Below are 19,575 nucleotides of genomic sequence, written 5' to 3'. Positions count from 1 at the left end.
AGTGACTACTCACGGTGACGGTAACCGGCGCGGACCCAATAGCGCGGTACCGACACGCACACACGTCGAACCATGTTTGACGGCGATTTCCAGATCGTTGGACATGCCCGCGGACAGCCCAACCGCGTCCGGGTGCGACTCGAGCACCCGGTGGTGCTCGGATCGCAGCAGGTCGAAGGCCTGCTCGGGCTCCCACTGCAGCGGCGGGATGCCCATCAGCCCGAGCAGTCGCAGGCTTTTGGACTCCTCGACCCGGGCGCAGACCTGATCGAGGGCGCCGGACTCGGTGATGTCGACGCCGCCGCGCGACACGTCGCCGTCGAGGCTGACCTCGACGTAGACGCGCAGCGGGTCCTGGCGGTGGTCGTCGGCCAGGGCCGCCGAGACCGCCTTGTCGAGCGCGGTGACCAGCCGCGTGCTGTCGACCGAGTGCGCGGTGTGCGCCCAGCGCGCCAGCGACCGCGCCTTGTTGCGCTGAATCCTGCCCACCATGTGCCAGTGCATATTCCGCAAGTCCGGCCGCTGAGAACTGGCGGCGAGGCGGGCGACTTCGGCGGCCTTGGCGGTGGCTTCCTGGTCCCGGGATTCGCCGACGCATCGACAACCCAATCGAGACAAAATCGCAACATCGGTTGCTGGAAAGAATTTGGTAATAGGGAGAAGTTCAATTTCGCTGACATTGCGGCCCGCCGCTTCGGCGGCCGCCGCAAGCCGCGATCGCACGGCGGCCAGCGCGTGGGTCAATTCCGATTCGCGCTCGCCCTGCTCCGCCTGGGCTCGAAGGCCCGGCGCGTCCCCCGCCATGCGATCACTCCATCCAGATCAGCGAGGCCAGCCGCCCCGTCGGGGCGGCGCGGCGATGACTGAACAGCGCCGGGTCGGCCACCGTGCAGCGGGGGTCGACGTCGATCGCCGTGACGCCCAAATCGCGCAGCTGGCAAGCGATTCCGGCGCGCAGGTCGATCCCGGGGGTGCCGGCCGCGGTGGTGGTGCGGCTGCCGGGCAACGCCGCCTCGACCTCGTCGGCCATCGCGGCGGGCACCTCGTAGTTGCGACCACTGACCGCCGGCCCGAGCAGCGCCGAGACGTCGTCGGCCTGCGCGCCCAGCGCGAGCATCGCCTCCAGCGCGCGGGCCACCACGCCGCGCTGGGCGCCGACGCGACCGGCGTGCACGGCGGCGACGACGCCCGCGCGCGCGTCGGCCAGCAGCACCGGCACGCAGTCAGCGGTCACCACCGCCAGCGCCAGCCGCGGGGTCGTGGTCACCAACGCGTCGGTGTTGTCGACCGCGGCCGCGGCGCGCTGTGGTCCTCTGACCACCTCGACCCGATCGCCGTGGACCTGGTTCATCCACACCACCCGGTCGGCGCCCGCCTTTTCCTTCAGACCGAGCGCCTTGGCCAGCCGGTCGCGGTTGGCGGCCACCGCCGCCGGGTCGTCGCCGACGTGGTCGCCCAGGTTGAAAGTGTCGAACGGCGGTTTGGACACACCGCCCGCCCGGGTGGTGGTCACCCGCCGGATGCGAAGGCTCACACGGCCAGTATCCGGATTCCGTTGTGGGCCAGGCGGCAGCGACGGTCGGGCGCGGCCGGTTTGTCGCGCACTGGCAAGCAAATCGAGACCCTTAGCGGCGCATGAACGGCGGCACGTCGACGTCGTCGTCGTCGCCGCCGATGTTCAACGTCGAACCGTTGGTGTGCACCGGCACGCTCACGGCGTCGACGGGTTCGAACAGCGTCGAGGAGAGCTTGCCGGCCTTCGCCGACTCGATCCGGTGCGCGCCGGTCTTTTCGGCGGAGCCGCCGACGACCGGCTTGCGGCCGGGCCCGGTGGCCTCGAAGCCCGCCGCGATGACCGTGACGCGCACCTCGTCGCCCAGCGAGTCGTCGATGACGGTGCCGAAGATGATGTTGGCGTCCTGGTGCGCGGCATCCTGGACCAGCGAGGCGGCCTCGTTGATCTCGAACAGGCCCAGGTCGCTGCCGCCGGCGATCGACATCAGCACGCCCTGCGCGCCCTCCATCGAGGCCTCCAGCAGCGGGGAGTTGATGGCGATCTCGGCGGCCTTGAGCGAGCGGCCCTCGCCGCGCGCCGAGCCGATGCCCATCAGCGCGGTGCCGGCGCCGGACATGATGCCCTTGACGTCGGCGAAGTCGACGTTGATCAGCCCCGGGGTGGTGATCAGGTCGGTGATGCCCTGCACGCCGTTGAGCAGCACCTCGTCGGCGCTGCGGAACGCGTCCATCAGCGACACCGCCGCGTCGCCCATCTGCAGCAGCCGATCGTTGGGGATCACGATGAGGGTGTCGCAGCTCTCCCGCAGCGCCGCGATACCGCTTTCGGCCTGGTTGCCGCGCCGCTTGCCCTCGAACGAGAACGGCCGGGTGACCACGCCGACGGTCAGCGCGCCCAGCTTCCGGGCGATGCTGGCCACGACGGGCGCCCCGCCGGTGCCGGTCCCGCCGCCCTCGCCGGCGGTGACGAACACCATGTCCGCCCCGCGCAGCAGCTCCTCGATCTCGTCCTTGGCGTCCTCGGCGGCCCGCCGTCCGACCTCGGGGTCGGCGCCGGCGCCCAGGCCGCGGGTGGAGTCGCGGCCGACGTCGAGTTTGACGTCGGCGTCGCTCATCAACAGCGCCTGGGCGTCGGTGTTGATGGCGATGAACTCCACGCCCTTGAGGCCCTGCTCGATCATCCGGTTGACGGCGTTGACGCCGCCGCCACCGATACCCACGACCTTGATGACGGCGAGGTAGTTGTGCGGGGGGGTCATCATTCGTCTTCCTCCCTGGTGGGGTCGGCTCTCGTGGCGGGCCCCTTGAGCATTCCCTGCAAACCCTCAACCTCAACCATAGAGTTAGAGTTATGTCAAGTAGTTCCGCGCAACCAGAACGGTAGGGGCACCGCGCGCCCTAATCCGGCAGGCGCGCCGACGCGCGGCGCGCAAATTTTTTCGTGTGGAACGTCACTCGGCGGGGACGGCTACTTGACCGTCGGCAGGTCGGGGCTGGACACGTCGTAGGTCTTGCCCGGCTGGGTCAGTAGCGCGGCCAGCTTCTCGGCCTTCTCCTCGGTGCGGTCGGTGGTCCCCCAGATCACCACCCGGCCGTCGTTCAGCGTGAGCGTGATCGACGCGACCGACGGGGCCGCGATCCGCCCCACCTGGCCCGAGACCTCGGGGCGCAGCGCGATCAGCACCTGCAACGCGGCCTTGGTCGCCGGGTCGCTCGGGCCGGGGTCGGCCACGTCGATGTAGGGCAGCGCCGGTGGCGGCGGCGCGGTGGCGAAGTCGACGCCGTCGCGGTCGAACAGGTGGGGCCCGTCGGGAAAGTCCTTGACCACCAACGGGACCCGCTCGACGATGGTGATGCGCAGGGCCGACGGATACTGGCGCTGCACGCGGGCGCTGGCCACCCGCCGGATCGCCGCCACCCGCTCGGCGACCTGGTTGGTGTTGATCTGCAGCAGCGGCGTCCCGGGCCGCACCCGCGCGGCCTCGAGCACCTCCTCGCGCGTCACCGTCCCGGTCCCGGTGACGACGATGCTGCGCGCCGACATCGCCGGCGTGAAGTACAGGACCAGGCCCAGCCCGACCCCGACGATGGCGACGATCACGCTGACCAGCAGCATCTTCAGGCCCCGGACGACGCCGCGCGCGGGACGTTTGGGCTGGTTGACGATGCGCCCGCTGGCCTGGCGCTTGGCCTCGCGGCGGGCGTCCTCGATGGCCCGGGCGCGCGCCTGCGCGGCGCGCCGTTCGGCCCGCTCGCGGCGGGCGCGCCGGCGCGGCCCCTCGAAGTCGCCCTGATCCGGCGGCGGCGCCTCCTGCGCGCCCGCCACCAGCGGTTCGGTGATCGTGTCGGCGGAGTCGGCGTCCGGGGCGGTCGGGTCGGCCGGGGCCCCGATGTTCTGGTTCGGCTCGGTCATTGCAGCACCCCCGGCGTGCCGCGGTTGGCCCTCGCCCGCAGCGCGGTCACGATCTCCGGTCCCAGCAAGGTCACGTCGCCGGCGCCCATCGTGACGACGACGTCGCCGGGCCCGGCGGCCGCGGCGACCTCCTCGGTGACCGCGGAGAAATCCGGCAGGTAGCGCACCGGCACGCTGACGTGCTCGGCGACGATGGCCCCGCTCACGCCGGTGAGCGGTTGCTCGCGCGCGCCGTAGACGTCGAGGACGAACACCTGGTCGGCGGCGTCCAGCGCGCGTCCGAACTCGGCGGCGAAAGCCTTTGTGCGCGAATACAAGTGGGGCTGGAAGACCGCGATGCAGCGCCCGTCACCGCTCTGCTCGAGGACCGTGCGGACCGCGGCCAGCGTCGCGGCGATCTCGGTGGGGTGATGGGCGTAGTCGTCGAACACCCGCACCGTGCCGGCGCTGCCGACCAGCTCGAAGCGGCGGCGCACGCCCTCGAACCCGGCCAGCCCGTCGAGCACGTCGTCGGCGGGGGCGCCGATCTCGATCGCGGCCAGCAGCGCACCCAGCGCGTTGAGCGCCATGTGTCGTCCGGGCACCGACAGCCGCATCACCCGCGGTTGCGATTCACCCGCGAGCTGGATGTGTGCGACCGCCTCGGTGCCCTGCTGGTCCCACGACAACAGGGTCGCGGCGTGGTCGGAGCCCGGTGCGGAGCCGTAGCGCAGCACCCGGATGCCCAGCTCGGCGCTGCGTTCGGCCAGCGCGGCGGCCCCCGGGTCGTCGGTGCACACCACCAGCGCTCCCCCGGGCACGAGCCGCTCCACGAACGCGTCGAACACCTCGACGTAGGCGTCCGCGCTGCCGTAGAAGTCCAGGTGGTCGGTCTCGATGTTGGTGACCACCGCGACGTCGGGCGTGTACTCCAGCAGCGAGCCGTCGCTCTCGTCGGCCTCGGCGACGAAGCAGTCGCCGCTGCCGTGGTGGGCGTTGGTGCCCGCCTCCCCGAGTTCCCCGCCGACCGCGAACGACGGGTCCCGCCCGCAGTGCTGCAGGGCGACGATCAGCATCGACGTCGTCGTCGTCTTGCCGTGCGTGCCGGTGACCATCAGCGTGGTGCGCCCGGCCATCAGCTTGGCCAGCACGACCGGCCGCAGCACCACCGGGATGCCGCGCCGCCGCGCCTCGACGAGCTCGGGATTGGTCTTCGGGATGGCCGCGTGGGTGGTGACGACGGCGGTGACGCCGCCGGGCAGTTGGTCCAGTGACGAGGCGTCGTGGCCGATGCGGATCAGCGCGCCGCGGGCCCGCAGCGCGTGGATGCCGCGCGACTCCTTGGCGTCGGATCCGGATACCAGCCCGCCCCGGTCGAGCAGGATGCGTGCGATGCCCGACATCCCGGCTCCCCCGATGCCCACCATGTGGACCCTTCGCAACTCGGGGGGCAGCTGCTCGGCGTGCGCGGAGTTCACTGGGTCCCCCTGGCCGCTTGACGGGCGATGTCCAGCGCCGCCTGGGCCACCTGGCGCGCGGCGTCGGGGTGACCCACCCGCGCGGCGGCGGCCGTCATCGCCGCCAACCGCGGCGGGTCGGTGAGCAGGCCGGACACCTCGCGGGCGACCAGGTCCGGCGTCAGGGCGGCGTCGGCGACGACCATGCCGCCGCCGGCGTCGACCACCGGCAGCGCGTTGAGCCGCTGCTCGCCGTTGCCGATCGGCAGCGGCACGTAGATGGCCGGCAGGCCGACCGCCGAGACCTCGGCGACCGTCATCGCCCCGGACCGGCAGATCGCCAGGTCGGCCGCGGCGTAGGCCAGGTCCATCCGGTCGAGGTAGGGCACCGCCACGTACGGCGGGTCGCCCGGCGCGGGCTCGCGCAGCTCGAGGGTGTTCTTGGGTCCGTGCGCGTGCAGCACGGCCACCCCCGCGGCGGCCAGGCCGGCCGCCGCCCCGGAGACGGCCCGGTTCAGCGAGACCGCGCCCTGCGAGCCGCCGAAGACCAGCAGCACCCGGGCGTCGTCGGCGAACCCGAAGTGCCGGCGCGCCTCGGCGCGCAGCGCCGCGCGGTCGAGTGCGGTGATGGCCTCCCGGACCGGCACCCCGACCACCTCGGCGCGCGGCAGCCCGCAGTCGGCGACCGCCGAGAGCACCCGGTCCGCGGTGCGCGCGCCGACGCGGTTGGCCAGCCCGGCGCGGGCGTTGGCCTCGTGGATCACCACCGGCACGCGGCGCCGCCTGCGCAGGCCGCGGGCGGCGAGGTAGGCCGGCACCGCGACGTACCCTCCGAAACCGATCACCACGTCGGCGTCGACGGCGTCGAGCACGGCGCGGGTCTCCCGGACGGCCCGCCACACCCGCGGCGGCAGCCGGGCCAGGTCACCGCTGGGTTTGCGCGGCAGCGGCACCGGCGTGATCAGCTCGAGGCGATAGCCGCGCTCGGGCACCAGCCTGGTCTCGAGCCCCCGCGCGGTGCCCAGCGCTGTGATGCGGACGCTCGGATCCAGCGCGGACAGCGCGTCGGCGACGGCCATGGCGGGCTCCACGTGGCCGGCCGTGCCGCCGCCTGCGAGCACCACCGACGGGCCCGCATCGGCCGACGATGCGGCACCGGCGGGCGAGGGGCTAGCCCCCAGCCCGCCGGCCGGCTGTCTGATCGTGTCGTTCACCCGTAACGCTGACCTTCCAATGCGCGAGCCCGCCGTGCCGGGCGCTGGCCAGATCCATGATGCCCTCCCCGCACCCGGGGGTTGCCCCCAGACCGGGCGGCCTTTCGGCCGGCCGCCGGCCGCGGCGGGGCGTCGGCTTTGCGCCCAGCCTGCTTGGGGGCCTTGCGGGCCGCCGGCTTGGGAGCCTTGCGGGCCGGGTCCACCCGCTTGCGGTCGCGGAACGACTCGAGACGGCTGGGCGCATACGGCCGCGGCCGGGGCAGCCGCAGCAGCCGGTTCATCTTGTCGTCGCGCCCGGCGCGCAGCGCCGCCACCGCCTCAGGCTCGTGACGGGCCGCGTTGGCCATCATGCCGATCATGAAAAGCGTTGCGGCCGTGGATGTTCCGCCGGCCGATATGAGCGGCAGCTGGATGCCGGTGACCGGCAGCACCCCGATCACGTAGCCGATGTTGATGAACGCCTGGCCAAGGATCCACATCGTCGTGGTGGCGGTCAGCAATCGCAGGAACGGGTCGGCCGAGCGGCGGGCGATGCGCATCCCGGTGTAGGCGAACAGCCCGAACAGGGCCAGCAGCCCGAACGCCCCTATGAAGCCCAGCTCCTCGCCGATGATCGCGAAGATGAAGTCGTTGTGGGCGTTGGGCAGGTAATTCCACTTGGCGACGCCCTGGCCCAGGCCGTCACCGAAGATGCCGCCGTGAGCCAGCGCGAACTTGGCCTGGCGGGCCTGGTAGCCGGTGTCCTGCGGGTCGGTCTCGGGGTTCATCCAGGACCGCACCCGCTCGGACCGGTAACCGGCCGACATCGCCAGGATCGCGCCCGCGACGAAAACGGCCATCAGCGACGTGACGAACACGCGCAGCGGCAGCCCGGCGTACCACAGCAGGGCCAGCAGGATGATGCCCAGCGACACCGTCTGACCGAGGTCGGGCTGGGCCACGATCAGCGCCAGCGCGATGACCGCGGCCGGGACCAGCGGGATCAGCATCTCGCGCAGCGAGGCCCGCTCCAGGCGCCGCGCCGCCAGCAGGTGCGCGCCCCAGATGGCGAACGCGATCTTCGCCAGCTCGGAGGGCTGCATCGAGAAGCCGGCGATCACGAACCACTTGCGCGAGCCGTTGGCCAGGTTGCCGATCCCGGGAACGAGCACGAGCACCAGCAGGATGATCGTGACGAGGTAGCCGGTGAACGCGACGCGCCGGATGAACCCCACCGACACGCGCATCGCCAGGTAGGCCCCGACGAGCCCGATGACCGTCCACAGGACCTGCTTGCCGAAGATCACCCACGCCGAGCCGTCGGCGCCGTAGGAGCGCACGCCCGAGGCGGACAGCACCATGATCAGACCGAGCGTCGTCAGCAACCCGGCGACCGCGATGATCAGGTGAAACGACGTCATCGGCCGGCCCAGCCAGGCGCCGAACCGCCCGCGCAGGCCGGCGGGCAGCCCCAGGAACCTGGCCTTCACGGCCGCCGGCGCCTCGGGGGTCTGGATCGCGTCCGTCGGCGCCTCGGCGCTCGAGTCGTCCGACGTCGCCGCCTCGCCCTTGCCCCTGCCGCGGAGCCGGCTGAGCCCGATACCCACGCCCACCTACCGGATCGCCGCGCGGACGGCGGCCGCGAAGGCGTCGCCGCGGGCGGCATACCCCGCGAACTGGTCGAATGACGCGCCGGCCGGCGCCAGCAGCACCGTGTCCCCCGCCTTGGCGAGGTCGCGGGCGGCGGCCACGGCCGCGGTCATGACGCGAGCGCCGAGGTCCCCGCCTCCAGATCTCACTTCTGTCACATCAGTACCAGAAACCACAGCAGTCGCATGCATATCAGCATCCTCGCCTGTCACAACCTGGACGACGGGGACATCCGGCGCGTGTCGCGATAACGCCTCGGCAACCTCCGCGCGATCTCGGCCGATGAGCACCGCCCCGACCAGGTGCGACGCGATCCTGGCGACCTCGGCGTCGACGGACGCGCCCTTGAGCAGACCGCCGGCGATCCACACCACGCGCGGGTAGGCCAGCACCGACGCCTCGGCGGCGTGCGCGTTGGTGGCCTTGGAGTCGTCGACGTAGGTGATCCCGTCGGCTTCTTCCGGTCGGGCCACGACCTCGGCGCGGTGCCGGCCCACCCGAAACGACGCGATGGCCGCTCTGATGGCCTCGGGGGGCACCCCGACGGCGCGGGCCAGCGCCGCCGCGGCCAGGGCGTCGAGCACGCCGACGGGGCCGGGCACCGGGATCGTGTCGGCCGGCAGCAGGGCCAGGTCCTCGGCGAACGCGCGGTCGACGAGCTGGCCGCCGCGCACGCCGAGCTCGCCGCGCGACGGCTCGCCGAGCCGGAAGCCGGCCTTCACCGGCGCGGCCGCGGTGTCCAGCAGCGCGGCGGCCCGGGCGTCGTCGAGCCCGGCCACGGCCACCCGCCCGTCCAGCACCCGGGCCTTGGCCGCGGCGTAGGCGGCCATCGTGACGTGCCAGTCCAGGTGGTCCTCGGCGATGTTGAGGACGACGCCGGCCTCGGGCCGCAGCGACGGCGCCCAGTGCAGCTGGAAGCTGGACAGCTCGACGGCCAGCAGCTCGGCCGGCCCGTCCAGCACGTCGAGCACGGGGCTGCCGATGTTGCCGCACAGCACGGCGTCGCGTCCCGCGGCGGTCAGCATCGCGTGCAGCATCGAGGTCGTCGTGGTCTTGCCGTTGGTCCCGGTGACGGCCAGCCAGCGGCGCGGCGGGCCGTAGTGGCCCGCGGCGTCGAGCCGCCAGGCCAATTCCACGTCGCCCCAGATGGGCACGCCCGCCCCCACCGCGGCGACCAGCAGCGGCGTGTCGGGCGAGAAGCCGGGGCTGGTGACCACCAGCGCATAGTCGGCGATGCGCTCGATCGCGCCGGCGGGGTCCACCGTCGCGATCCCGCGCTCGGCGTAGGGACGCAGCATGTCGGGGTCGTCGTCGCACACCGTCGGCGCCGCGCCGAAGCGCGTCAGCGCGGCAGCCACCGCCCGGCCCGTGACCCGGCCGCCGGCCACCAGCACCGGCGCGCCGGCGACGAGGGGGTCGAGCACGTCAGGCACCGATCGTGGCCAGCCACTCACCGTAGAACAGGGCGACGCCCAAACCGCAGGTGATAGCGGTGAGCAGCCAGAAGCGAATGATCACCGTCGTCTCGGCCCAGCCGCCCAATTCGAAGTGGTGGTGGAACGGCGCCATCCGGAACACCCGGCGCCCGGTGGTGCGGAACGCGAGGATCTGCGCCACCACGGAGCTGACCTCGGCGACGAACAGCGCGCCCAGCACGACGGCGAGGATCTCGGTGCGGCTGGTGACCGACAGGCCGGCGATGATGCCGCCCAGCGCGAGCGAGCCGGTGTCGCCCATGAAGATCTTGGCCGGCGCGGCGTTCCACCACAAAAAGCCGATGCAGGCGCCGGCGGTGGCGGCCGCGATGAGCGCCAGGTCCAGTGGGTCGCGCACGTTGTAGCAGCCCAGCCCGGGCGCGGTGACGCAGGCGTTGCGGTACTGCCAGAAGGTGATCAGCACGTACGCGGCGGTGACCATCGCCATGCACCCGGCGGCCAGCCCGTCCAGGCCGTCGGTGAAGTTGACCGCGTTGGACCAGGCGCTGACGATGACGACGCAGAACAGCACGAACAGCCCGGGAGCCAGTGTGACGGTGGCGATTTCGCGCACGTAGGACAGGTTCGCGCTGGCCGGGGTCAGGCCGTTGGCGTTGCGGAAGCCCAGGACCAGCACGCCGAACAGCACCGCGGCGATGAGCTGGCCGACCGTCTTTGCGGTCTTGTTCAGCCCGAGGTTGCGCGACCGGCGGATCTTGATCAGGTCGTCGACGAAGCCGACGCAGCCCAGCACCGTGGCCAGCCCCAGCACCAGCAGGCCCGAGGCGGAGATGCCCTCGCCGTCGAAGGCCAGCCCCGCCAGGTGCGTGCCCAGATAGCCCGCCCAGATGCCGGCCAGGATCGCCACGCCGCCCATCGACGGGGTGCCGCGCTTGGCGTGGTGGGTCGGCGGGCCGTCCTCGCGGATGTGGTGGCCGAACCCCTGGCGGGTGAACAGCCGGATCAGCGCCGGGGTCAGCAGAATCGACACGGTCAGCGCGATGGCGACCGCGATGAGGATCTGCCTCACGGGCGCGCCCCGGCTTCTGTGGCCAGCGCTTCGGCGAGCGCCCCGAGCCCGGCGGCGTTGGAGGCCTTGACCAGGACCACGTCGCCGGGCCGCAGCTCCGAGCGCAGCAGGGCCAGGGCGGCGTCGCCGTCGGGCACGCTGACGGCTTCCGCGCCCCACGAGCCCTCCATCACGGCCCCGTGATGCATGGCGCTCATCGACCTCCCGCTTCCGACGACAACGAGTCGAGACACATCTAAGCGCACCGCGAGCCGGCCGATGCGGTCATGCTCGGCAATCGCATCGTCACCGAGCTCGGCCATCTCGCCCAACACCGCCCAGCTTCTGCGCTTTTCGGCGGTTTCGGCCCCGCCGCCGTGCGCAATCCAGGCCAGTGCCTGCAGCCCGGCCCGCATCGAGTCGGGATTGGCGTTGTAGGCGTCGTCGATCACCGTGACCCCGTCGGCGCGGGTGGTCACCTGCATGCGGTGCCGCGACACCGGGCCCGCCGCGGCCAGCGCGGCGGCCACCTGTTCGGTCGAGGCGCCGCACTGCAGCGCGACCGCGGCGGCGCACAGCGCGTTGCCGACCTGGTGGTCGCCGAACACGCCGAGCCGCACTTCCGTCGCGCTGTCCATCGCGTGCAGGGTAAAGCGCGGCCTGGCGAATTCGTCCAGCGACACTCCCTCGGCCCACACGTCGCTGGGCCCGGAATCGGTGCGGGCCGCGCGGCTGACCCGGACCACCCGGGCCGCGGTGACGCCGGCCATCGCCGCCACCGCCGGATCGTCGGCGTTGAGGATGACCACGCCGGACGACGGAACCGCTTGGGGCAGTTCGGCTTTGGTGCGGGCGATGGCGTCCCGGGAGCCGAACTCGCCCAGGTGGGCGGTGCCGACGTTGAGGACCACCCCGATCGAGGGTGGGGCGATCTCGGCCAGCGCGGCGATGTTGCCGGGATGGCGCGCCGACATCTCCAGGACGAGGTAGTCGGTGCTCGGCATCGCCTGCAGCACCGTCCAGGGGTGGCCCAGCTCGTTGTTGAACGACCCGGGCGGGGCCACCACCTCGCCCAGGGGTTGCAGCACGGCGGCCACGAGGTCCTTGGTGGAGGTCTTGCCCGACGAGCCGGTGATCCCGACGATCGTCAGCCCGCCCGCCAGCAGCTCGGCGGCCACCGCGCTGGCCAGCCTGGCCAGCGCGGCCAGCACGGCGGCACCGGAGCCGTCGGCGTCGTGTTCGAGCACCTCGGCCAGCCCGCCCCCGGCTCTCGCCGCGCGGGGCTCGACGACGATGGCCGGCACCCCGACCGGGCGGGCCGCCAGCACGGCGACCGCGCCGGCGTCCACAGCCGAGGCCGCGTGGTCATGGCCGTCGGAGCGCGCCCCCGGCAGCGCGAGGAACAGCCCACCGGGCCCGACGGCGCGTGAGTCGAACTCGACGGAGCCGGTGACGCGAAGTTCCGCCGCGGCCTGCGGTGAGATGTCGGCCAGTGTGCCGCCGACGATTTCGGCGATCTGGGCGATGGTCAGGTCGATCACCGGGGGTTCCCGCGGGCCTCGAGCGCGCGGGCCAGCTCCACCCGGTCGTCGAACGGGCGGACCTCGGCGCCGGTGCGCTGGCCGGTCTCGTGGCCCTTGCCGGCGACCAGGACGACGTCGCCGGGTCCGGCCCAGGCCACCGCGTGTTCGATCGCGGCGCGGCGGTCGGCGATCTCGACGATCTCCCCGAGCCGGGCCCTGCCGGCACCGGTGGCGCCGGCCAGGATCTCGCGGCGGATGGCCGCGGGGTCCTCACCGCGCGGGTTGTCGTCGGTGACGACGACCAAGTCGGCCAGCTCCGCGGCGATCTCGCCCATCGGCGCCCGCTTGCCCGGGTCGCGTTCGCCGCCGGCGCCGAAGACCACCGCCACCCGCCCCTGCGGCGGGGCCAGGGCGGTCAGCACCGCGCGCAGCGCGCCCGGCTTGTGGGCGTAGTCGACCAGCGCCAGGAAATCCTGGCCGCGGTCGATTTCTTCCAGCCGGCCCGGCACCCGCGTGTGCAGTAGGCCGGGGGCCGCCTGCTCCGGCGAGACCCCCACGGCGTCCAGAATCGCAAGCGCGACAAGGGAATTGGCGACGTTATAGTGGCCCGGCAGCCGGATGCCGACCCGGTGGTGCACGCCGGCGGGGTCGACGGCGGTGAACTCGCTGCCGGCGCCCAGCGGCGTCACCTCGGTGGCGCTCCAGTGCGCCGGCCGCCCGGTGGCGCTGACGGTGATCGCGTCACCGGCGCGGGCGGCCATCGCGCGTCCCGCGTCGTCGTCGATGCACACGATCGCGGTGCGCGCGCGCAGCGGCGACCCGGGGTCGAACAGCACCGCCTTGGCCTCGAAGTAGTCGGCCATCGTGGGGTGGAAGTCGAGGTGGTCGCGGGACAGGTTGGTGAAGGCACCCACCGCGAATCCGGTGCCGTCGACGCGGCCCAGTGTCAGCGCGTGGCTGGAGGCCTCCATCACCACGGTGTCCACGCCGCGTTCGGCCATCGCCGCGAGCATCGCCTGCAGCGCGGGGGCCTCGGGCGTGGTCAGGGCGCTGGGGATGTCGGCGCCGTCGATGCGGATGCCGATGGTGCCGATGAGCCCGGCCGTGCGCCCGCCGGCGCGCAGGCCGGACTCGACCAGGTACGTGGTGGTGGTCTTGCCCGAGGTTCCGGTGATCCCGATGACCGCGACCCTCTCGGACGGGTTTCCGTAGACCGTGGCGGCCAGGCCGCCGAGCACCGAGCGCGGCGCCGGATGCACGAGGGTGGGCACTTGGGCGTTTGGGACGGGCCGGGCAACCATCTCGGTGACCCCGGCGGCGTCGGTGAGCACCGCGACGGCGCCGCGGGCGATCGCGTCGCCGGCATACCGGGCGCCGTGCGTGGTCGAGCCGGGCAACGCGGCGAACAGGTCGCCGGGCCGGACGTCCTGGGCGCGCAGCGTCACGCCGGTGACGGGCACGTCGGGAACAGTGACGCCGTCGGCCATCACCGCGCCGATCTGGGCCGCCAGCGCCGGCAACCGCGCGCCCGAGGCGACCCTCGGTCGCAGCACAGCCGTCACCGACACCTCGCACCTCCGTCCCCCATGATCGGCCATGACCCTACCGAGAAGCGGCGACTCGGCGATCGACCCGCGCGCACCTACTCCCAGCCATATAACCAGTAAGCTGGTAATCTGGGGACAATGAAAACCACGCTGGACCTGCCCGACGAACTGATGCGCGCCATCAAGGTCCGCGCGGCGCAACAGGATCGCAAGATCAAGGACGTCGTGGCCGAACTGCTGAGGAGCGGCCTGTCCCAAGCGGGCAGCGCGCCGATGGTCTCGGCCACCCGGCGGGTCGAGCTCCCGCTGGTGCGGTGCGCACACCCGGCCCACCCCGATCGTGAGATGACGCCGGACCGTGTCGCCGCCACCCTGCTGGGCCAAGAGGCGGCCTGGACATCCGGGCACGACGATGCCGCTGCTCTGTGACACCAACGTCTGGCTGGCGCTGACGCTTTCGAAACACGTACACCACCAAGTCGCGCGTGCTTGGTTGGACACGATCGTTGAACCGGAGGCCGTCCACCTCTGCCGCGCCACGCAGCAGTCATTTCTCCGGCTGATGACCACCCCGGCGGTCCTCGGCGCGTATGGCAACGACGCGTTGAGCAATGCCGAAGCGTGGTCCCTGTATGACGCCTTGCTCGCCGACGATCGCATCGCGATGGCCGATCGGGAACCCATTGGCCTTGAGGCCCAATGGAAATCGTTTGCCATTCGCCGGTCGCCGTCGCCCAAGGTCTGGATGGATGCTTATCTGGCGGCGTTCGCGTTCACGGCCGGATTCGCGTTGGTGACCACGGACGCGGATTTTCGGCAGTACCGCGGTGTCGATCTCCGGCTGCTCACCCATCCATGAATAGCGGCCTCGGGCCGTACGCCGAATGTGCAGCCATTGCGAAAAATCGCGCCGAAAGTCGCAACAGTTTCACGCTCGGCGCGCAGGTGCCCCGGCTGACGGCGTCGGCCTAGGTGGCCTGCAGGGTCAGCGGCGGCCCGGGATCCGGTGACAGCGGCACGTTCTCGCGCTGCATCAGCCAGCCGGCGATGTTGTGGAACAGCGGGGCCGCGGAGTGCCCGGGCGTGCCGTCGGCATTCTGGTGCGGGTTGTCCATCATGATGCCGATGACGTAGCGCGGGTTGTCGACGGTGGCCATGCCGGCGAAGGTGATCCAGTAGACGTCGTCGAAGTAGCACCCGCATCCGGGGTTGATCTGCTGGGCGGTGCCCGTCTTGCCGGCGATCTGGTAGCCGGCCACCGCGGCCGCCGGCCCGGTGCCCTGCTGGTAGCCCATCGGGTCGCGCTGCACGACGGCGCGCAACATGCCCCGCACGGTCTGCGCGGTCTGCGGCGACACCACCCGGATGCCTTCCGGGCGCGGCTCCTCGGTGCGGGTGCCGTCGGGAGCGATGGTGGCCTTGATGATCCGGGGCGGTATCCGCAGCCCGTCGTTGGCGATCGTCTGGTACATGTCGGTCATCTGCAGCAGGGTCATCGAAAGGCCTTGGCCGATAGGCAGGTTGGAAAACGTGCTGCCCGACCACTGGTCGATCGGCGGCACCAGCCCCGCGCTCTCCCCCGGTAGCCCGACGTTGGTGCGCTGACCGAGCCCGAACTTGCGCACCATGTCGTAGAAGCGTTCCGGGCCGACGCGCTGCGCCAGCATCAAAGTGCCGACGTTCGACGACTTCCCGAAGACACCGGTGGTGGTGTAGGGCATCACGCCGTGCTCCCAGGCGTCGTGCACGCTGACGCCACCCATCTGGATCGAGCCCGGGACCTGCAGCACCTCGTCGGGATTGGACAGCCCGTACTCGATCACCGAGGACGCGGTGATCACCTTGTTCACCGACCCCGGCTCGAACGGCGAGGACACCGCCAGGTTGCCCAGCTGCCGGTCGCCCTGGCGCCCGATGTCCTGCGACGGGTCAAACGTGTTGTCGTTGGCCATCGCCAGCACCTCGCCGGTCTTGGAGTCCAGCACCACGGCCGAAACGTTGTGCGCCCCAGACAGATTCTTGGCCTGCTGGACCTGCTGCTGCACGTAGAACTGGATGTCGTCGTCGATGGTCAACTGCACGGTGGAGCCGTTGACCGCCCGGTGCCGGTTGCGGTAGCTGCCGGGGATGACGACGCCGTCGGAGCCGCGGTCATAGGTGACCGAGCCGTCGGTTCCCGACAGCGCGGAGTCCAGGGAGTCCTCCAGCCCCAGCAGCCCGTGCCCGTCCCAGTCGATGCCCCCGACGATGTTGGCCGCCAGCGACCCGCCCGGGTACTGGCGCAGGTCCTGCCGTTCGGAACCCACTTCGGGGAACTTGTCGGAGATCGCGCTGGCGACGGCGGGGTCGACGGCGCGCGCCAGGTAGACGAAGTTGTCGTTGCTGCGCAGCTTCTTCAGCACCGTCTCGAAGTCCGGCTTGTTGTTCAGCCGCGCCGAGACCTCCTTGGCGATGTCCCGCAGCCGCTCCTGCGGATCCGGGGCGGCCGAGTTCTTCTTCTTCGCCTCTTCGAGTTGCTGGCGAATCCGCTTGGGCTGGAACGTCAGCGCGCGCGACTCGATGGTGAACGCGAGCTGTTCGTTGTTGCGGTCGACGATGCTGCCGCGCACCGCCTTTTCGACGTCGGTGACCTTGAGCTGCCCGGCCGCCTGCGCCCGCAGCGTGGGGGCGTCGGTCACCTGCAGGACGAACAGCTGCGCGGCCGCCACCAGGATCATCACCAGGATCACCGCGTTGCCGGCCCGGTGCCGGAAAACGAACGACGCGCCCCGGGACCCCGTTTCCAGGATCTGGCGGGTGCGCCGCTGGCGCGCCGAGTGGCCGGCGCCGACGGGCCGTTCGACCGCGCGGGTCTGCTTGGCCTGCTTTGGCTTGCGGGCGCGCTTGGGTTGCCGAAGGTCCTTGGGCTGCTGCGGTTTACGGGGGCCACGCGCCGGCTGCGAGCGGCGGGTCCGCCTGTCGTCTCCGCGGCTCACCTCGGGGCACCCGGCGTCGCAGCGGCGGGCGGCACCGCCGGCCCGGGGACGAGCGGGACCCCGGCCTGCGGGGCCTGGGGCGGATGCGGCGCCGCCGGCACCGACGCCCCCGGCGACACCGGCACCGGAACCTCCGCGGGCAGCGGGGCGGGCGCCGGCACGGGGGCCGGAATCGGCAACCCGCCCAGGGGAATCGAGACTTCGGCGGGTCCCGGCGGCGACGCCGGTGCCACCGGCCCCGGCAGCCCTGGCGTCGGAAGCAGCCCGTGGAACTGTCCGGTGGCCGGCCCGCCGGGCATCCCCGGCAGTGGCGCCGCGGGCGCAGCGGGCTGAGCCGGCAGGTGCTGGCCGCCCACGGTCGACGCGCCGTCCGGGGCGCGCAGCAGCGCCTCGGGTCCCGGCCTGCCCGGCACCACCGGGCCGCCCGGCGCCGGTTGCACCCGGACCGGAACCTCGGGCGGGAGCGCCGGCGGTGGCGGGGGCGGTGGAGGCGCGTCGGACAGCTTGGTGTTCAGCGGTGGCGGCGGGACGCCGTCCGCCGGCTTCGGGCTGCCGACGACCACCCAGTTGCCGGTCGGGTCCTGGACCAGATGCGCGGTGTCCCTGGTCGGGATCATGCCCTGCTTGCGGGCCGCCTCGGCCAGCGCCGGCGCCGACTCCGCCTGGCGCACATCGCGTTCCAGCGCCTCCTTCTGCTGCAGCAGCATCCGGTTCTTCTCGCGGGCGTGGCTCAACTGATAGGAGCGCTCGGCCGAGGCCGTGGACAGCCACAGCGTCAGCCCCAGCCCGAGACCCAGCGCGCCGATGACCAGGACCACGAACGGCACCTTGCGCGCCAGTGTGCGGGGGCGCAGGTCGATCGAGGTGAGCCGGATCGCCAGCCGCTCGGTCAGCCGGGGCCGGATGGCCTTGGGCGCCTTGGCCTTCCGGGCCTTGGCACGCGCCTTGGCCTGGCTGGTGTTCTTGGGCCGCCCCGACCGCTCGACGGGCCGGGCGATCGGGCTGGTTTGCGGCCCCGACCGCGGCGCCCGGCTTTCGCGGGTGTTCGCCGAGCCCGGCCGGGTGCGGCGCGGTTCGGCCGCGGCGCGCCCGCCCTTGCGGGCCGACCCGTCGCGACGGTCGCCGCCGCCGCGACGCTTCGGCGTCTCGCGCTTTACCTTCATGCGTCGCCTTTCGCCCGTTGGGGTTTGGCCGTGGGTTCCAGCCGTTGCAGCGCCCGTAGTCGCACCGCGGCGCTGCGCGGATTGCGTTCGATCTCGGCGGCGTCCGCGCGTTCGGCGCCGCGTGTCAGCGACCGGAACAGCGGCTCGTGGCCGGGAAGCTCGACCGGCAGGTCCACCGGCGTCCGCGACGTCACCGCCTCGGCGAACACGCGTTTGACGATCCGGTCTTCCAGCGACTGGTAGGCCAACACCGCGATGCGCCCGCCACCGGCCAGCGCGCCCAGCGCGGCGGGAAGGGCGGCGCGCAGCGAGGCCAGTTCGTCGTTGACGGCGACCCGCAGGGCCTGGAAGGTGCGCTTGGCCGGGTGCCCGCCGGTGCGCCGGGTGGCCGCCGGAATCGCTTCGTAGAGCAGGGCCACCAACTGCGCGGTCGAGGTGAACGGGGTGCGGCCGCGCTGCCGCACGATCTGCGCGGCGATCCGGCGGGCGAACCGCTCCTCGCCGTAGCGGTGCAGGATGTCGGCCAGCGCCGCCTGGTCGTAGGTGTTGAGGATGTCGGCCGCGGTCAGCGGCGACGCCGGGTCCATCCGCATGTCCAGCGGCGCGTCCTGGGCGTAGGCGAAGCCCCGTTCGGCGCGGTCCAGCTGCATCGAGGAGACGCCGAGGTCGAACAGCACCGCATCAACGGATTCGCTTGCGGGGTAACCGGATTCGGTCAGGGCGGCACCGAGCCCGTCGTACCGGGTGCGCACCAGGGTGACGCGGTCGCCGAAGGTGGCCAGCCGTTGCCCGGCGATGCCCAGCGCCGCCGGATCGCGGTCGAGTCCGATCAGCCGCAGCCCGGGCAGCTCGGTCAAAAATCGCTCCGCGTGACCGCCGGCGCCCAGCGTCGCGTCGACCAGAACGGCGCCCGACCCGTCTGGGTCCGAGCGCGTCAGGGCGGGGGAAAGCAGCTCGACGCAGCGGTGCAGCAGGACGGGCACGTGCCCGAAATCGCTCGAATTCTCAGCCACCGCAACGCCTCCCCGGGCCTGGCGGGCGGCCCCTGCACCCGGGTCTCTGTCCGAAGGTACGAACCTGGCGTTGGGGAAGTACGCCAGGGTCGGTTCGGGCAGAGGCCACGATGCACGGGCACGCGCCTCAGATGATGTCGCCGAGTGCTTCATCGCTGGCCGCGGAGAAGTTCTCTTCGTGGGACTGCTGATAGTCGTGCCAGGCCTGCGCATCCCAGATCTCGAGGTAGTCGACCGCGCCGATCACCACACAGTCCTTGGACAGGTTCGCGTAGCGGCGGTGGTCGGCCGACAACGTGATCCGCCCCTGGGCGTCGGGATGCTGCTCGTCGGTGCCGGCGGCCAGGTTGCGCAGGAACGCCCGGGCTTCGGGGTTGCTGCGCGAGGTCTTGCTCGCCCGCCGCGCCAGCTGCTCGAATTCCGTCCGCGGGTAGACGGCCAGGCTGTGGTCTTGGCTCTTGGTGACCATCAACCCCCCTGCCAACGTGTCGCGGAACTTGGCGGGCAACGTCAGCCGCCCCTTGTCGTCGAGTTTGGGCGTGTAGGTGCCGAGAAACACCGGCTCACCTCCCGCGATGGGTCACCCAAACACTTCAGCCACCATACCCCACGATCCCCCACTTTGCCCCATTGTTGGGGTGTCGTTGCGATGTTTTGCGGGTT

General features: G+C 72.3%; 16 protein-coding genes and 1 pseudogene. 2 read left to right on the top strand and 15 right to left on the bottom strand.

From position 1 onward, the window contains the following. Positions 1–9: 9 nt before the first annotated feature. The 11 genes and pseudogenes from AC5Y4Z_RS17770 to AC5Y4Z_RS17720 all read right to left on the bottom strand — a co-directional run bounded on the left by AC5Y4Z_RS17770 (position 10) and on the right by AC5Y4Z_RS17720 (position 13,812). Positions 10–804, bottom strand: a complete 795-nt coding sequence (locus tag AC5Y4Z_RS17770; protein WP_499965786.1) for a YggS family pyridoxal phosphate-dependent enzyme — start codon at positions 802–804, stop codon at positions 10–12. 4 nt (positions 805–808) lie between these two features. Beyond that, positions 809–1,534 carry a peptidoglycan editing factor PgeF gene (pgeF, locus tag AC5Y4Z_RS17765; RefSeq protein WP_499965784.1) on the bottom strand — a complete coding sequence of 242 codons (726 nt, stop codon included), beginning with the start codon at positions 1,532–1,534 and terminating at the stop codon, positions 809–811. Between the two features lie 91 nt (positions 1,535–1,625). Next, on the bottom strand, positions 1,626–2,774 hold the full coding sequence (gene ftsZ / locus AC5Y4Z_RS17760) for a cell division protein FtsZ (RefSeq protein ID WP_499965966.1): 1,149 nt from the start codon (positions 2,772–2,774) through the stop codon (positions 1,626–1,628). A 209-nt stretch (positions 2,775–2,983) separates the two neighbouring features. Beyond that, positions 2,984–3,928: a cell division protein FtsQ/DivIB gene (locus AC5Y4Z_RS17755; RefSeq protein WP_499965782.1), complete on the bottom strand. Its 945-nt coding sequence runs from the start codon at positions 3,926–3,928 to the stop codon at positions 2,984–2,986. Next, positions 3,925–5,334 carry a UDP-N-acetylmuramate--L-alanine ligase gene (murC, locus tag AC5Y4Z_RS17750; RefSeq protein ID WP_499965964.1) on the bottom strand — a complete coding sequence of 470 codons (1,410 nt, stop codon included), beginning with the start codon at positions 5,332–5,334 and terminating at the stop codon, positions 3,925–3,927. Before murC ends, AC5Y4Z_RS17755 begins: the two co-directional genes overlap by 4 nt. Before the next feature lie 47 nt (positions 5,335–5,381). Further along, positions 5,382–6,578 carry an undecaprenyldiphospho-muramoylpentapeptide beta-N-acetylglucosaminyltransferase gene (murG, locus tag AC5Y4Z_RS17745; protein WP_499965780.1) on the bottom strand — a complete coding sequence of 399 codons (1,197 nt, stop codon included), beginning with the start codon at positions 6,576–6,578 and terminating at the stop codon, positions 5,382–5,384. Beyond that, a pseudogene (ftsW, locus tag AC5Y4Z_RS17740) lies at positions 6,575–8,105 on the bottom strand (putative lipid II flippase FtsW); the annotation flags it as partial. The gene murG and the pseudogene ftsW, both read right to left, overlap by 4 nt. 65 nt (positions 8,106–8,170) lie before the next feature. Continuing rightward, positions 8,171–9,631 carry a UDP-N-acetylmuramoyl-L-alanine--D-glutamate ligase gene (murD, locus tag AC5Y4Z_RS17735; protein WP_499965778.1) on the bottom strand — a complete coding sequence of 487 codons (1,461 nt, stop codon included), beginning with the start codon at positions 9,629–9,631 and terminating at the stop codon, positions 8,171–8,173. 1 nt (position 9,632) lies between these two features. After that, entirely contained in the window at positions 9,633–10,712 is a 1,080-nt protein-coding gene (mraY, locus tag AC5Y4Z_RS17730) for a phospho-N-acetylmuramoyl-pentapeptide-transferase (protein WP_499965777.1), read from the bottom strand. Further along, entirely contained in the window at positions 10,709–12,232 is a 1,524-nt protein-coding gene (locus AC5Y4Z_RS17725) for a UDP-N-acetylmuramoyl-tripeptide--D-alanyl-D-alanine ligase (RefSeq protein ID WP_499965775.1), read from the bottom strand. Before AC5Y4Z_RS17725 ends, mraY begins: the two co-directional genes overlap by 4 nt. After that, a complete protein-coding gene (locus tag AC5Y4Z_RS17720; RefSeq protein ID WP_499965774.1) occupies positions 12,229–13,812 on the bottom strand; it encodes a UDP-N-acetylmuramoyl-L-alanyl-D-glutamate--2,6-diaminopimelate ligase in 1,584 nt (527 codons plus the stop codon). The genes AC5Y4Z_RS17725 and AC5Y4Z_RS17720 overlap by 4 nt, the downstream gene beginning before the upstream one ends. Before the next feature lie 87 nt (positions 13,813–13,899). On the opposite strand from AC5Y4Z_RS17720, the gene AC5Y4Z_RS17715 reads away from it, so the two are divergent. Next, a complete protein-coding gene (locus tag AC5Y4Z_RS17715; protein ID WP_499965773.1) occupies positions 13,900–14,190 on the top strand; it encodes an antitoxin in 291 nt (96 codons plus the stop codon). After that, on the top strand, positions 14,174–14,620 hold the full coding sequence (locus tag AC5Y4Z_RS17710; RefSeq protein WP_499965772.1) for a TA system VapC family ribonuclease toxin: 447 nt from the start codon (positions 14,174–14,176) through the stop codon (positions 14,618–14,620). Before AC5Y4Z_RS17715 ends, AC5Y4Z_RS17710 begins: the two co-directional genes overlap by 17 nt. A 109-nt stretch (positions 14,621–14,729) precedes the next feature. Here AC5Y4Z_RS17710 and AC5Y4Z_RS17705 read toward each other — a convergent pair whose 3' ends face one another. From AC5Y4Z_RS17705 to mraZ, 4 genes are read right to left on the bottom strand one after another with little or no spacing between them, the layout of a single operon-like run. Continuing rightward, complete coding sequence (locus tag AC5Y4Z_RS17705) at positions 14,730–16,736, bottom strand: peptidoglycan D,D-transpeptidase FtsI family protein (RefSeq protein WP_499965770.1); 2,007 nt, start codon at positions 16,734–16,736, stop codon at positions 14,730–14,732. Next, positions 16,733–17,899, bottom strand: a complete 1,167-nt coding sequence (gene ftsL / locus AC5Y4Z_RS17700; protein ID WP_499965769.1) for a cell division protein FtsL — start codon at positions 17,897–17,899, stop codon at positions 16,733–16,735. Before ftsL ends, AC5Y4Z_RS17705 begins: the two co-directional genes overlap by 4 nt. Then, a complete protein-coding gene (gene rsmH / locus AC5Y4Z_RS17695; protein ID WP_499965767.1) occupies positions 17,896–19,065 on the bottom strand; it encodes a 16S rRNA (cytosine(1402)-N(4))-methyltransferase RsmH in 1,170 nt (389 codons plus the stop codon). Before rsmH ends, ftsL begins: the two co-directional genes overlap by 4 nt. Continuing rightward, positions 19,040–19,471 carry a division/cell wall cluster transcriptional repressor MraZ gene (gene mraZ / locus AC5Y4Z_RS17690; RefSeq protein ID WP_499965766.1) on the bottom strand — a complete coding sequence of 144 codons (432 nt, stop codon included), beginning with the start codon at positions 19,469–19,471 and terminating at the stop codon, positions 19,040–19,042. Before mraZ ends, rsmH begins: the two co-directional genes overlap by 26 nt. Positions 19,472–19,575: the final 104 nt, after the last annotated feature.

The sequence above is a fragment of the Mycobacterium sp. NGS63 genome, from assembly GCF_059812295.1.
Note: the sequence above shows the minus strand (reverse complement) of the source record. Positions and strands in the feature narration are given on the sequence as shown.